This window comes from Sphingomonas kyungheensis, assembly GCF_037120395.1.
Classification (GTDB): domain Bacteria; phylum Pseudomonadota; class Alphaproteobacteria; order Sphingomonadales; family Sphingomonadaceae; genus Sphingomonas; species Sphingomonas kyungheensis.
In genome coordinates this window covers 618,983-632,298 of the sequence record NZ_JBBBDM010000001.1, presented here as the reverse complement: position 1 = coordinate 632,298, position 13,316 = coordinate 618,983, and the positions used below count along the sequence as shown (strand labels likewise).

The following is a 13,316-nucleotide window of genomic DNA, read 5'->3' as shown; positions in this document are numbered from 1 at the left end:
CGACAGCAGCGCACCTGCGGCAGTCCCGCCCTTCGACAGGCTCAGGGCTGACGGATACGAGGGACTCTGCCCCTCCCCGTTCGTGCTGGAGCCTGTCGAAACACGCGCTGCCGCAAGCGCACTGCCCGATCGAGCCCCCGCTCACACCGACCGCAACGCCCGCGCCGGCCGGACGCTGAGGATCGGCCACGCGCCTGCCAGCCCGACACCCAGCGTCACGCCCAGCCCGGCGAGCAACGTCACCGCCACCGCGACCGGATCGGGCGACCAGGCGAAGGTGAAGATCCGCACCACGACATACCATGCGCCGCCGAGACCGAGCGCCAGCGCGACCAAGGTCACCAGCGCGCCGAGCACAGCATATTCGAGCGCCTGCGCCGCAAGCAATTGCGCCCGCGTCGCGCCGAGCGTGCGCAGGATCACCGCATCATAGGTGCGCGCCTCGCGCGCGGCGGCGATGGCGCCGATCAGCACCGCGATTCCCGCCGCCACCGCGACTCCCGCCGCCGCCGCGATCGCCGCGGCGACCTGTCCGACGAGGTCGCGCACCTGCCCGAGCACGCCGCGCACCTCGATCACCGACACCGAGGGGAATGGCGCGAGCAGCGCGCGTGTCACCCGTCCCTCGCTGCCGCGCGGCAGGTCGATCGTCGCGGCGAGATTGTGCGGCGCATCGGCGAGCGCATCGGGCGAGAAGACGAGGACGAAATTGAACCCCAACGTGTCCCACTGGATGCGGCGCAGCGAGGCGATGCGCGCGGTGCGCTCGACGCCGAGCAGGCTGACGGTGAGCGGGTCGCCGATATGCAGGTCGAGCGCCTGCGCCAGCCGCTCGTCGATCGAGACGAGCGGCGGTCCCGCATAGTCGCGTGGCCACCAGCGGCCGGCGGCGAGCGTGCTGCCTTCGGGGATGCTCTCCGCATAGGTCAGGCCGCGCTCGCCGCGCAGCGCCCAGGCGCCCTCGGGCAGCGTCTTGAGATCGGCGACGCGGATATTGCGATAGCCAGTGATCGTGCCGCGCAGGATCGGCACGGTGCGGATCTGCGCCGCCGGCACCGCGGCGGTGACGATGCGGCGGAACTCGGCCTCGCGCGGGCGGGGCACGTCGAGCGCGAACAAGGCGGGCGCGCGCTGCGGCACGTTGGTGGCGATATTGGCGTCGATGCTCGTGCGGATCGCGGCGAGCAGCACGAACAGCGTCAGGCCGAGCCCGAGCGCGACGACCAGCGCCTCGGTCCGTGCCCCCGGCCGGTGCAGCGCGGCGATGGCGAGGCGGAGCAAGGGCCGGTGCGGCCGCGGCAGCCGGCTCGCGCCGAAGCGCACCAGACGGCCGAGCCCGAACAAGAGCAGCAACGCCGCCGCCACCGCGGCGAGAAAGCCGGCGGCGATCCCGGGCTGTGCCGCGGTGCCGATCGCCAGTGCGAGCGCCGCTCCACCGGCGGCGAGCGCGACGATCCGCCCCCGCCACGAACTCGCCCGCATCGGCGCAAGCGCCCCGCGCAGCAATCCCGCCGCCGGGGTCGCCCCCGCCGCGGCGAGCGGCGGCGCGGCGAAGGCGAGCGCGATCAGCGCGCCGTACAGCGCCGCGCGGAGCAGCGGCCACGGCTCGGGGCTGAGCGTCGGCAGCACCGGCAGCGCGCCGGCGAGCAGGCGGCCGAGCAGCGGCACCGCGGCGCTGCCGATCGCCAGCCCCGCGACGATGCCGGCCAGCGCCGCGGCGCCGACCTCGATGGCATAGACGCGCGCGACATCGGCGCGGGTCGCACCGAGCACCTTGAGCGTCGCGATCGCGCCGCGCCGCGCGGTGAGGAACGAATCGACGCCGTTGCCGACGCCGATCCCGGCGATCGCCAGCGCGGCGAGCCCGACCAGGGTGAGGAACTCGCCCATCCGATCGACGAACCGCGACGCCCCCGGTGCGGCACGCTCGCGCGTCTTGCTCTCCCATCCCGCGGTGGCGAAGCGGCTGGTGAATTGCGTCGCAATCCGCGCCGGATCGTCGCCCGCCGGCAGGCGCAGGCGATAGCGCGTCTCGTACAGGCTGCCCGGCTGGACCAGCCCGGTCCTGCCCAGATCGACGCGCGCGATCAGCACCACCGGGCCGAGCGTGAAGCCCTCGCCGAGCCGGTCGGGCTCGTCGGCGATGACACCGCCGACGCGAAACCGTGCCGTACCGATCGTCAGCATCGCGCCGGCACGCAACCGCAAGCGCTCGGCCAGCGCGGGCGCGATCCATGCCTGTCCCGGCGGCGGCGTGGCGACGTGGCGGCCGTCGGCGAGCGTGACGCGGCCGTAGAGCGGATAGGCGGCATCGACCGCCTTGAGCTGGATCGGCGCCGAGGCGTCGCCGGCGATCGCATTGGCCTGCATCCGCACCGTCGTCGAGACAGTGCCCAGCCGCGCCAGCGCGGCACGCTCGGCGGCACTGGCCTCGCGCTGCGACACGGACAGTTCGACGTCGCCGCCGAGGATCACCGCGCCGCGCGCGGCGAGCTCGCGCGCCACCGCATCGGCGAGCCCGCCGATCGCGGCGAGCGCGGCGACTCCGAGCAGCAGGCAGACGACGAGGAGCCGCAATCCGCGGAACCGCCAGTCGAGCTCGCGCCGCGCCAGCCGCCAGGCGAGCGACCAGCCGCTCACCCGATCCGCCCGTCGGCGAGCGTGACGATCCGGTCGCACCGTTCGGCGAGGCGGCGATCATGGGTGATCACCACCAACGTCGCGCCGAGCACGGCCCGCCGGTCGAACAGCAGGTCCATGATCGCGCTGCCGGTCTGCGTATCAAGGTTGCCGGTCGGTTCGTCGGCGAAGACCAACGGTGGCCGCGGCCCGAGTGCGCGGGCGATGGCGACGCGCTGCTGCTCGCCGCCGGAGAGTTGCGCGGGATAATGGTCGAGCCGGTGGCCGAGGCCGACCGCCTCCAGCTCGGCGGCGGCGCGCGGCCAGGCATCGGCGACGCCGGCCAGCTCCATCGGCACCGCGACATTCTCGTGCGCGGTCATCGTCGGCAGCAGGTGGAAGGCCTGCAGGACGATGCCGATCCGGCCCCGGCGCGCCCGCGCCAGCGCATCCTCGTCGAGCGTGCCGAAATCCTCTCCGGCGACACGTACGCTGCCGCCGCTCGCCCGTTCGAGCCCCGCCAGCACCGCCATCAGCGACGACTTGCCGGAGCCCGACGCACCGAGCAGCGCGACGCTCTCGCCGGCGGCGACCGACAGGTCGATGCCGCGCAGGATCGCGGTCTCGCCGAGGCGAAGCGTGACATCGCGCGCCTCGATCACCATAGACGTCATGTTCATATCGGGAGACCAAGGCCTTGCAGGGGCGGACAAAACGCTATGCGGCAGCGACGCTGCTCGGCCAAGCCCTGATCCTTGCCGGCTGCGACCGGCAGGCGGCGGCGCCCGATCCGGCGCCGAGCCCCGCCGCCACACCCGTCGCGGTCGCGCGGCCGGTCGGTCCGGAACGGCTGATCCTCGCCTTCGGTGACAGCCTTTACGCCGGCTACGGGCTCGACCGCGGGCAAAGCCTGCCCGACGCGATCGAGGCGCGGCTGCGGCGGCAGGGGATCAACGCGACGATCGTCAACGCCGGCGTCTCGGGCGACACCACCGCCGCGGGGCGGCAGCGGCTCGGCTTCGTGCTCGACAATCTGCCGCGCCCGCCCGACCTCGTGCTGCTCGGGCTCGGCGGCAACGACGTGCTGCGGCAATTGCCCGCGGCGGAGACGCGCGCCAACATGACCGCGATGCTCGACGAGCTGCACCGCCGCAAGCTGCCGGTGGTGCTGACCGGGATGAAGGCGCCGCCCAATCTCGGCCGCGCCTATGTCACCGCGTTCGACGGCATCTGGCCGGATCTCGCCAAGCGAGACTCCGCCGGCCTCTATCCCTTCGTGCTCGACGGGGTGATCGGCGACCCCGCGCTCATGCAGGCGGATCGCGTCCATCCCAATGCCGCCGGCGTGACACGCATCGCCGACCGGCTGACGCCGCTGGTCGCCGCCGGCCTCAAACCCGCCGCCTGACGGAACGCCCGCCGCGCTGTTGCGCTATAGCGGCGAGTTTCAGTCTGGAAGGATCGACCCATGGCCGAGAGCCGCACCGCCACCTTGTACCGCATGGTCCTGCCCGACCATACCTGCCCGTTCGGCGTCCGCGCCAAGCAGATCCTGCAATCCGAAGGCTTCACCGTCGATGATCGCATCCTGCGTTCGCGCGAGGAGGTCGACGCGTTCAAGGCCGAGCATGACGTCGCGACGACGCCGCAGATCTTCATCGACGATGAGCGGATCGGCGGCAGCGACGATCTCGAGCGGTATCTGGCGAAGTAACGATTGTGTAGCTGCCGGGGCGATGGCGTCCCGGCAGCTTAGATACGCCGACGAATGGCTTCGGCAGCGACAAAGGCGATGATGTTTCGTCCGGCTGGCCTTAAAAAATAGTCGTGACTTTTGCCGGAGGCGCGCCGTCAAAATCGCCAGTATTCCCGCGCAGGCGGGAATCCAGTGGCCAAGCAGATTAACGGCCGTCGCATCAAGAAAACTGGACCCCGCTTTCGCGGGGGGTACGGCCCCTGTTTGTGAGCGTCCCGAGCGCATTCGAGATCTCGATCTTGAAGGCCGAGAACGCAAGAAGGCGGGCGTGGCCTTGCATGACTACGCCCCCCCCACACCTCCATCCCTGGCCCGGCGGCAACGCCCCCCCCTGACACGCCGCACACCCGCCCGGCTCCCCCACCTCGATGGAACGTCACCGGCGACCGGCCGTTCGGGAAGCCCTCCTGCAAAAGGCGTCCAAAATGCCGGCCAGCCCTGCCGATATTCTCTCTCCGGCTGCCGATGCGCCTGCCGATCCGATCCTCGGCATCGCCGAAACCGCCGCCGCGCTCGCCGAACGGCTGGACGACGGCGACCTGCTCTATGCCGTCGCCGACGAGGCACGCGGGATCGCGCTGACCCATGCGCTGACGCTGGCGGTGCCCGATGCGACGGTGGTCTTCTGTCCCGGCAGCGACGCGCTGCCCGGCGACGCCGCCCCCGCCTCTCCCGGCAACGTCGGCCAGCGTGTCTCGGCGTTGCGGCGCATCCGCCTGCTGATCGAGGCGGACGAGCGGCCGCGGATCGCCTGTATCACCACCGGCGAAGCGCTCGCCCGCGCCTATCCGGCGCCCGACGCCTTCGCCGCCGCACCGCCGCGCGTCGCGGTCGATACGCCGGTCGACCTCGAAGCGCTGTTCGCCGACCTGACCGGAATCGGCTATACGTCCGACGAACGTGTCGACGAGCCGGGTGAGGTTGCGCTGCGCGGGCAGGTGCTCGACGTCTATCCCGCCGATGCCGGACTGCCGCTGCGCATCGAGGCGGTCGACGGGCGTGTCGAGAGCCTGCGCTGCTTCGATCCTGCCGACCAGCGCACCACCGGCAGCATCGATGCGCGCGAGCTCGGCCGCGTCGCCGAACCGCCGCTCGCCGACGCGGGCGTGTCGCTCGCCGACCATCTGCCGGACGCCGCGATCGGGATCGAACCGGGCGCGGACGAGCGGCGGCGACGCTTCCTCGCGCTGGCTGCCGACGCCGCCAAGCGCCGTCCCAAACGCGCGATCGCCGACACGCTGAGCGATGCGCGCTGGCGCAAGACGGCGGGCGAGCGGCTGATGGCACCGCTGGCGCGCGCGGGCGATCCGCCGGCACGATTCGTCGAGAGCAAGGCGCCGATGCGCGCCTTCGCCAAGGCCGCACGCGGCGCGATCGAGGCGGGCGAGCGCGTCGTCATCCTCGGCAGTGCGCGCGACCTGCGCTTCCTGCAACGCCGGATCGCGCGCACGCTCAAGCTGCCGGTCACGCCGGTCGAGGCGTGGCGGTCGGTAGGCGATGCCGCGCCGGGCAGCCTGCTGGCGCTGCCCCTCGCCGCCGACCGCGGCTTCCGGCGCGAGGACATCTGCGCGATCGCCGCCGCCGACCTGCTCGGCAGCCGCGCCGAACGCGACGATGCGACCAGCCCGATCGCGCATACCGGCCTGTTCGACTTCGGCGAGATTCGCGTCGGCGACGTCGTCGTGCACGAGGATCATGGCCTCGCCGTCGTCACCGGCTTGCAGGCGCTGCCCGATCAGGCGGGCGACGCGATCGCCCTCACCTACGCCGACGACGGCGTCCGCCTCGTTCCCGTCGCGGAGGCGGACCGGATCTGGCGCTACGGCGCGGATGCCGAGGCGGTGACGCTCGACAAGCTCGACGGCGCGAGCTGGCAGAAGCGGCGCGGCGCGATCGACGCGGCGATCGCCGAAAGCGCCCGCGGCCTGACCGAACTCGCCGCCGAACGCAGCCGCCGCGATGCGCCCAAGCTGGTCGCCGATACCGACGCCTATGAACGGTTCGCCGCCGGTTTTGCCTTCACCGAGACGCCCGATCAGGCGCGCGCGATCGCCGCGGTGCGCGACGATCTCGCCGCGGGCAAGCCGATGGACCGGCTGGTGATCGGCGACGTCGGCTATGGCAAGACCGAAGTCGCGCTGCGCGCCGCGGCGATCGCCGCCCTGGCCGGGCATCAGGTGGCGATCGCCGCGCCGACCACGGTGCTTGCCCGCCAGCATCTGGAAAGCTTCGCCGCGCGCTTCGAGGGGACGGACATCGCGGTCGCCGGCCTGTCGCGGCTGAGTTCGGCGACCGAGCGCAAGCAGGTCAAGGCCGGGCTTGCCGACGGATCGATCCGCATCGTCGTCGGCACCGGGGCGGTCGCCGGCAAGGGAATCGCCTATCAGGACCTCGCCCTCGTCATCATCGACGAGGAACAGCGCTTCGGCACCGCCGACAAGACGCGGCTGCGCGATCTCGGCGCCGGCCACGTGCTGACGCTGAGCGCGACGCCGATCCCGCGCACCCTGCAGACCGCCCTGATCGGCCTTCAGCAACTGTCGGTGATCGCGACGCCGCCGGCGCGGCGGCAGCCGATCCGCACCTCGGTCGGTGCGTTCGATCCGGCGGTGGTACGCACCGCGCTGCTACGCGAACGCAGCCGCGGCGGCCAGAGCTTCGTCGTCGTGCCGCGGATCGAGGATATGGCGCCGCTCGCCGAGACGCTCGCCAAGTCGGTGCCCGAGCTCGACATCGTCCAGGCGCACGGCAAATTGCCCGCCGCCGAGATCGACGAGGCGATGGTACGCTTCGCCGGCGGCGATGGCGACGTGCTGCTCGCCACCAACATCATCGAGGCGGGGCTCGACGTGCCGCGCGCCAATACGATGGTGATCTGGAAGGCCGACCGCTTCGGCCTGTCGCAGCTCCACCAGTTGCGCGGGCGGGTCGGGCGCGGCCTGCGGCGCGGTCAGGTGCTGCTGCTCACCGATCCCGCCGCGACGATCGCACCGCGCACGCTCAAGCGGCTCAAGACGCTGGAGGCGTTCGACCGGCTCGGCGCCGGCTTCGCGATCAGCGCGCGCGATCTCGACATGCGCGGCGCGGGCGACCTGCTCGGCGAGACGCAGGCGGGGCATATGAAGCTGATCGGCATCGACCTGTACCAGCATCTGCTCGAAAGCGCGCTGCGCACCGCGCGCGGCGAGACGGTGGAGCGGTGGAGCCCGGAGCTGCACCTCGGCCTCGACGGCTGTCTGCCGCCGACGTGGATGCCCGAGGAGGAGCTGCGCGTCACCACCTATGCCCGCCTCGCGCGGATCGAGGAGGCCGAGGGGCTCGACGCGCTGGCGGACGAGCTGGAGGATCGGTTCGGCGACCTGCCCGACGAGGCACGGCTGCTGTTCGCGGTGGCGCGCATCCGGGTGGCGGCACGGGCGGCCGGCATCGCCCGGATCGACGCCGGCCCCGCCGCGATCGCCTTCACCCCGCGCGCGGCGATGCCGGCACCCGAGGGGCTGGAGGAGAAGAACGGACGGCTGCTGCTCGCCGAACGGATCGCCGATGCGCACGAACGGCTCGACCGGATCGCGGCGGTGCTGGAGGATTGGTGACGGCGGCGGCTGCGCGGGGTAAGGCGGGGCCGCCGGCCCGTGCCGGGAACGCCTCACCGAAGCCCAGAAGCGCTCCGTCACCCCGGACCTGTTCCGGGGTCCACCGGTCCGCGAAATCGACGGCTGAGACTCCTGCGCCACCGTGGATGCCGGAACAAGTCCGGCATGACGGAGGGAGTGGTGCAGAGGTCTCGCGTACGCCGAAGGCCATGATGTTTCACGCCGCAGGTGGTGGTCTGCTTGGCCACTGGGTTCCCGCCTGCGCGGGAACACTGATTGGGTGTGACGGCGCCGCTCGATACCACGGCTTCGGCGCGACGGGCGTGACGAACCGTGATCCGATTGCATCATCCTTTGTGCAGGTGACCTGATGCGCAGTGCCGCAAACCCCTTGCACCCGCGTGCGCCCCGCGCCACCGCCCGCCGATGCCCCTCCCCACCGCCTTCTTCGACCGCGACGTCGCGACCGTCGCGCGCGCGCTGATCGGCGCCGATCTGCGCGTCGATGGCGTCGGCGGCGTGATCGTCGAGACGGAGGCCTATGATGCCGACGACCCCGCCTCGCACAGCGTCAACGGGCCGACGCCGCGCAATGCGGCGATGTTCGGCCCGGCCGGCCATGCCTATGTCTATCGCAGCTACGGCATGCACTGGTGCCTCAACTTCGTCTGCCGGCCGGGAAGCGCGGTGCTGATCCGGGCGATCGAGCCGGTCGCGGGCGTCGAGACGATGATCGCGCGCCGCGGCCTTGCCGGGCCGCGCTTGCTCTGCGCCGGACCGGGGCGTCTGTGCCAGGCGCTCGGCGTCGACCGGGCGCTCGACGGCGCGCCGCTCGATGCGCCGCCGTTCGCCCTCGAACCCGCAGCGCGTGACGAGGATATCCACGCCGGCGCCCGGATCGGCATCACCCGCGCGGTCGACACGCCGTGGCGCTTTTGTCGAACAGGCTCGCGCTTCCTCAGCAAGCCGGCGCGCTGATCCCAGCAATCGGCGTGACGGCCCAGATGTTGGCAATTCGTTACGGCGACGACACGCCGAAACCCGCCCCTCCCCTCCTGCAGCGCAATTGGCACGGCAGATGCAATGTTCCGGATACAGCCAATCGGGCTGATCTTTGGGAGGACATCATGCTCATCACCACCGTCGCCGCCGCGCTCCTGTCGGTCACCAGCGCACCCCAGCCGACTGCCACGCCGACCCCGATCGCCGCCCCCGTCGCCCCCGCTCCGGTGGTCGTCGCCGCCGCGCCGGCCCGCGCCAATCCGCGCGTCTGCCTGGTCGACGAAGTCACCGGATCGCGCCTGCCGATCCGCACCTGCAAGTCGCTCGACCAGTGGCGCGCGCTGGGCCTCGACCCGCTCGCCAAGCGCTGATCCGTCACGGGCCGGCGTATCGGCCGCATCGATACGCCGCCCGCGCCCGGGTGTACACGTCGCGCGGAGCTTCCCCGCCGCACCTGCGTTGGGCGGTGCAGCATCTTCAAGGGGGTCCTCTCACCGTGCACGCCTTACCCGACCGGCTCGACGCCGGTTCGCCCTATCCCTTGGGCGCAACGTTCGATGGTCTTGGCGTCAATTTCGCGGTCTATTCCGCCAATGCGGACCGGATCGAACTGTGCCTGTTCGATCCGTCGGGCAAGCGCGAATTGCAGCGCATCACCCTGCCCGAATGTACCGACGAGGTGTTCCACGGCTATCTGCCCGATGCCGCGCCCGGCCTGCTCTACGGCTATCGCGCCCACGGCCGTTACGAGCCGGAGAACGGCCACCGTTTCAACCCGAACAAATTGCTGCTCGATCCCTATGCGCGGCGGCTGCACGGCCAGATCAAATGGACCGACGCATTGCACGGCTACAAGGTCGGCCACGCCCGGGAGGACCTGAGCTTCGACAAGCGCGACAGCGCGCCGGCCATGCCCAAGGCGGTGGTGGTCGACGATCATTGGGACTGGTCGCGCGATACCAAGCCGAACACCCCCTGGTCGGAAACCGTGATCTACGAGGCGCACGTCAAGGGGCTGACCAAGCTGATGGAGCTGGTGCCGCCGCGTGAACGGGGCAGCTATGCCGCACTCGGCCATCCGGCGGTGATCGCGCATCTCAAGCGGATCGGCGTCACCGCGCTCGAGCTGCTGCCGATCCACAGCTTCACGCAGGACCGTTTCCTGCAGGAAAAGGGCCTCAAAAATTATTGGGGTTATAACACGCTCGGCTTCTTCGCGCCCGAACAGGCCTATATGTCGACCGACAGCCAGGACGAGCTGCGCCGCGCCGTCCACCGCCTGCACAAGGCCGGGATCGAGGTGATCCTCGACGTCGTCTACAACCATACCTGCGAAGGATCGGAAAAGGGCCCGACGCTGTCGTGGCGCGGGCTCGACAACGCCAGTTACTATCGACTGGTGAAGGATCAGCCGCGCTATACGATCAACGACACCGGCACCGGCAACACGCTCAACCTCAGCAAGGCGCGAGTCATCCAGATGGTGACCGACTCGCTGCGCTATTGGGCGACGAGCTTCGGCATCGACGGCTTCCGCTTCGACCTCGGGCTGACGCTGGGGCGCGAGGACGATGGTTTCGATCCGGGCGCGGCCTTCTTCGACGTGGTGCGGCAGGACCCGGTTCTCGGCCGGCTCAAGCTGATGGCGGAGCCGTGGGACGTCGGCCCCGGCGGCTATCAGCTCGGCAACTTCCCGCCCGGTTTCGCCGAGTGGAACGACCAATATCGCGACACCGTCCGCCAGTTCTGGCGCGGCGATGCCGGGCAGCGCGGCGATCTCGCGGCGCGAATGGCGGGATCGGGCGATCTGTTCGACCGGCGCGCGCGGCGGCCGTGGGCGAGCATCAACCTGCTGTCCGCGCACGACGGCTTCACCCTCGCCGATACCGTGACCTACGAACAGCGCCACAACGAGGCGAACGGCGAGGACAATCGCGACGGCCACGACAACAACCATTCGCGCAACTGGGGCCACGAGGGGCCGACCGACGATGCCGCGATCAACGACGCGCGCGGGCGGGTGCAGCGATCGATGCTGACCACCCTGCTCGCCTCGCTCGGCACGCCGATGCTGGTCGCGGGCGACGAATTCGGCCGCACGCAGCAGGGCAACAACAACGCCTATTGCCAGGACAATGCGATCAGCTGGCTCGACTGGCAGGCGGCGGCGAGCGAGGCGGGGCAGACGCAGATCGACTATGTCGCGCGCCTCACCGCGCTGCGCCGCCGCTATCCGGTGCTGCGCGCGGCGACCTTCCTCTACGGACAGGATACGCCGGGCCACGGCATCAACGACATCGAATGGTGGGACGAGCGCGGCGGCCGGCTCAGTCCGGACGACTGGCAGAACCCGGACGGACGCGCGCTGATGATGCGCCGCGCGTCGTGCAATGCGGCGGGCGAGGTCGAGGCGATCTCGCTGCTGCTCAACGGCTCGGCCGATCCGGTCACCTTCCACCTGCCGCCGCCGCAGGCCAAGCGGACCGTGCTGATCGACAGCGCCAAGCCCGATCAGGGCGAGCTGACGATCGACGATCAGTACGAGGTCGCGCCGCAGGGCGCGGTGCTGGTCACCTGGACGCTGCCGCGCGACGACGCGGACGCGGCGGCATGAGCGAACGCTGGGGCGCGCGGCTGCTCGACGACGGCCGCACCCGGTTCGCGCTCTGGGCACCGGCGTGCGAGGCGGTGACGCTGGAGATCGATGCGGGCGAGACGATCGCGATGGATGCGGCGGCGGACGGCTGGTTCGTCGCGACCACCGATGTGCCGGCGGGCACGCGCTATCGCTTCCGTATCGGCGACCTCGCCGTCCCCGATCCGGCGAGCCGCGCGCAATCGGGCGGCGTCCACGGCTGGAGCCTCGTCATCGATCCCGCCTATGACTGGACGACGCCCGACTGGCGCGGCCGGCCGTGGGAAGAGACGGTGCTGATCGAGCTGCACGCCGGCGTGCTCGGCGGCTTTGCCGGGGTGATCGACCAGATCCCGACGCTCGCCGCGCTGGGCATCACCGCGATCGAACTGATGCCGGTCAACGCCTTCGGCGGCACGCGCAACTGGGGCTATGACGGCGTGCTGCCCTATGCACCGGCGGAAAGCTATGGCGCCCCGGCCGAATTGAAGGCGCTGGTCGATACCGCGCACGGCTTCGGCATGTCGGTGTTCCTCGACGTGGTCTACAATCACTTCGGGCCGGACGGCAATTATCTGTCGGCCTATACCCCCGACTTCTTCGATGCCGAGGTCCATACGCCCTGGGGCGGTGCGGTCGCGGTGCACGAGCCGGCGGTGCGGCGCTTCTTCATCGACAACGCCCTGATGTGGCTCGACGAGTATCGCTTCGACGGGCTCCGCTTCGATGCGGTCCATGCGATCGGCGACGATGCCTTCCTCGACGCGATGGCGGCGGAGATCCGCGCCGCGCTGCCCGACCGGCACGTCCATCTCGTGCTCGAGAACGAACGCAACGACGCCGAACGGCTGCGCGACGGCGCTTATGACGCGCAGTGGAACGACGATTTCCACAACGTCCTGCACGTCCTGCTGACCGGCGAGACCAGCGCCTATTACAGCGACTTCGCCGATCGGCCGGCGGAGCGGCTGGCGCGCTGCCTGGCCGAGGGGTTCATCTATCAGGGCGAGGGATCGGGCAATCACGACGGAAAGCCCCGCGGCACGCCGAGCGCGCACCTGTCGCCGACGCGCTTCGTCTCCTTCCTCCAGAACCACGATCAGGTCGGCAATCGCGCCCTCGGCGAACGGCTGACGCGGCTGACCGACACCGACCGGCTGCGCGCGGCGACCGCGCTGCTGCTGCTCGCGCCGCAGGTGCCGATGCTGTTCATGGGCGACACCGAAGGCAGCGAGACGCCCTTCCTGTTCTTCACCGACTTCCACGACGCGCTCGCCGATGCGGTGCGCGAGGGCCGGCGCAAGGAATTTGCCAAGTTCGATGCCTTCGCCGATCCGGCGGCGCGCGCGCGCATCCCCGATCCCAATGCGGTGGCGACGTTCGAGGCGTCACGCCCGACGCCCGGACCGGATGCGACACGCTGGCGCGGGTTGCTCCGCGATCTGATGGCGCTGCGGCAGGCGGCAATCGTGCCGCATCTCGCCGGCACGACCTCGCTGGGCGCGGAAGCGACCGGCGCGGCGGCGGTGGTGGCGCGCTGGCGGCTGGGCGATGGCGCGACGCTGACGATCGCGATCGACCTTGCCGACGCGCCGGGCGGATTGCCCGATGCGGCGGGCGACTTGCTGCATGCCGAGGGTGAGCGCTTTCGCGCGTGGATCGCCCGGTGAGCGGACAGATCACTCCGCCGTTCATCCACCGCCGTGGCCAC

Annotated in this window: 9 protein-coding genes; 7 read left to right on the top strand and 2 right to left on the bottom strand. The window is 71.1% G+C overall.

The genetic code is table 11. The annotated features are described in order from the left end of the window. Positions 1–141 precede the first annotated feature (141 nt). Together V8201_RS02940 and V8201_RS02935 are read right to left on the bottom strand one after the other, a co-directional pair. Positions 142–2,640 carry an ABC transporter permease gene (locus tag V8201_RS02940; protein WP_336544433.1) on the bottom strand — a complete coding sequence of 833 codons (2,499 nt, stop codon included), beginning with the start codon at positions 2,638–2,640 and terminating at the stop codon, positions 142–144. After that, on the bottom strand, positions 2,637–3,299 hold the full coding sequence (locus V8201_RS02935) for an ABC transporter ATP-binding protein (protein ID WP_336544432.1): 663 nt from the start codon (positions 3,297–3,299) through the stop codon (positions 2,637–2,639). The genes V8201_RS02940 and V8201_RS02935 overlap by 4 nt, the downstream gene beginning before the upstream one ends. A 17-nt stretch (positions 3,300–3,316) precedes the next feature. On the opposite strand from V8201_RS02935, the gene V8201_RS02930 reads away from it, so the two are divergent. From V8201_RS02930 to treZ, 7 genes are all read left to right on the top strand, one after another. Beyond that, positions 3,317–4,027 (top strand): arylesterase, encoded by a 711-nt coding sequence (locus V8201_RS02930; protein ID WP_336544431.1) that lies wholly within the window; start codon positions 3,317–3,319, stop codon positions 4,025–4,027. Between the two features lie 60 nt (positions 4,028–4,087). Beyond that, the gene (locus V8201_RS02925; protein ID WP_271299304.1) at positions 4,088–4,333 is read left to right on the top strand and encodes a glutaredoxin domain-containing protein; all 246 of its coding nucleotides are present in this window, start codon (positions 4,088–4,090) and stop codon (positions 4,331–4,333) included. A 467-nt stretch (positions 4,334–4,800) separates the two neighbouring features. After that, entirely contained in the window at positions 4,801–7,968 is a 3,168-nt protein-coding gene (locus V8201_RS02920) for a helicase-related protein (protein ID WP_336544430.1), read from the top strand. A 426-nt stretch (positions 7,969–8,394) separates the two neighbouring features. Further along, a complete protein-coding gene (locus tag V8201_RS02915; protein ID WP_037535833.1) occupies positions 8,395–8,946 on the top strand; it encodes a DNA-3-methyladenine glycosylase in 552 nt (183 codons plus the stop codon). A 149-nt stretch (positions 8,947–9,095) separates the two neighbouring features. Further along, positions 9,096–9,341 carry a hypothetical protein gene (locus tag V8201_RS02910; RefSeq protein ID WP_271299307.1) on the top strand — a complete coding sequence of 82 codons (246 nt, stop codon included), beginning with the start codon at positions 9,096–9,098 and terminating at the stop codon, positions 9,339–9,341. A gap of 125 nt (positions 9,342–9,466) precedes the next feature. Continuing rightward, on the top strand, positions 9,467–11,584 hold the full coding sequence (gene glgX / locus V8201_RS02905) for a glycogen debranching protein GlgX (protein WP_336544429.1): 2,118 nt from the start codon (positions 9,467–9,469) through the stop codon (positions 11,582–11,584). Continuing rightward, a complete protein-coding gene (gene treZ, locus V8201_RS02900; protein WP_336544428.1) occupies positions 11,581–13,275 on the top strand; it encodes a malto-oligosyltrehalose trehalohydrolase in 1,695 nt (564 codons plus the stop codon). The genes glgX and treZ overlap by 4 nt, the downstream gene beginning before the upstream one ends. The last annotated feature ends 41 nt before the right edge of the window (positions 13,276–13,316 follow it).

Coding starts and splice junctions, on each gene's coding strand:
- V8201_RS02935 (WP_336544432.1), bottom strand. CDS start 3,299: ATGAACATGACGTCTATGGTGATCGAGGCGCGCGATGTCACGCTTCGC.
- V8201_RS02925 (WP_271299304.1), top strand. CDS start 4,088: ATGGCCGAGAGCCGCACCGCCACCTTGTACCGCATGGTCCTGCCCGAC.
- V8201_RS02920 (WP_336544430.1), top strand. CDS start 4,801: ATGCCGGCCAGCCCTGCCGATATTCTCTCTCCGGCTGCCGATGCGCCT.
- V8201_RS02915 (WP_037535833.1), top strand. CDS start 8,395: ATGCCCCTCCCCACCGCCTTCTTCGACCGCGACGTCGCGACCGTCGCG.
- V8201_RS02910 (WP_271299307.1), top strand. CDS start 9,096: ATGCTCATCACCACCGTCGCCGCCGCGCTCCTGTCGGTCACCAGCGCA.
- treZ (WP_336544428.1), top strand. CDS start 11,581: ATGAGCGAACGCTGGGGCGCGCGGCTGCTCGACGACGGCCGCACCCGG.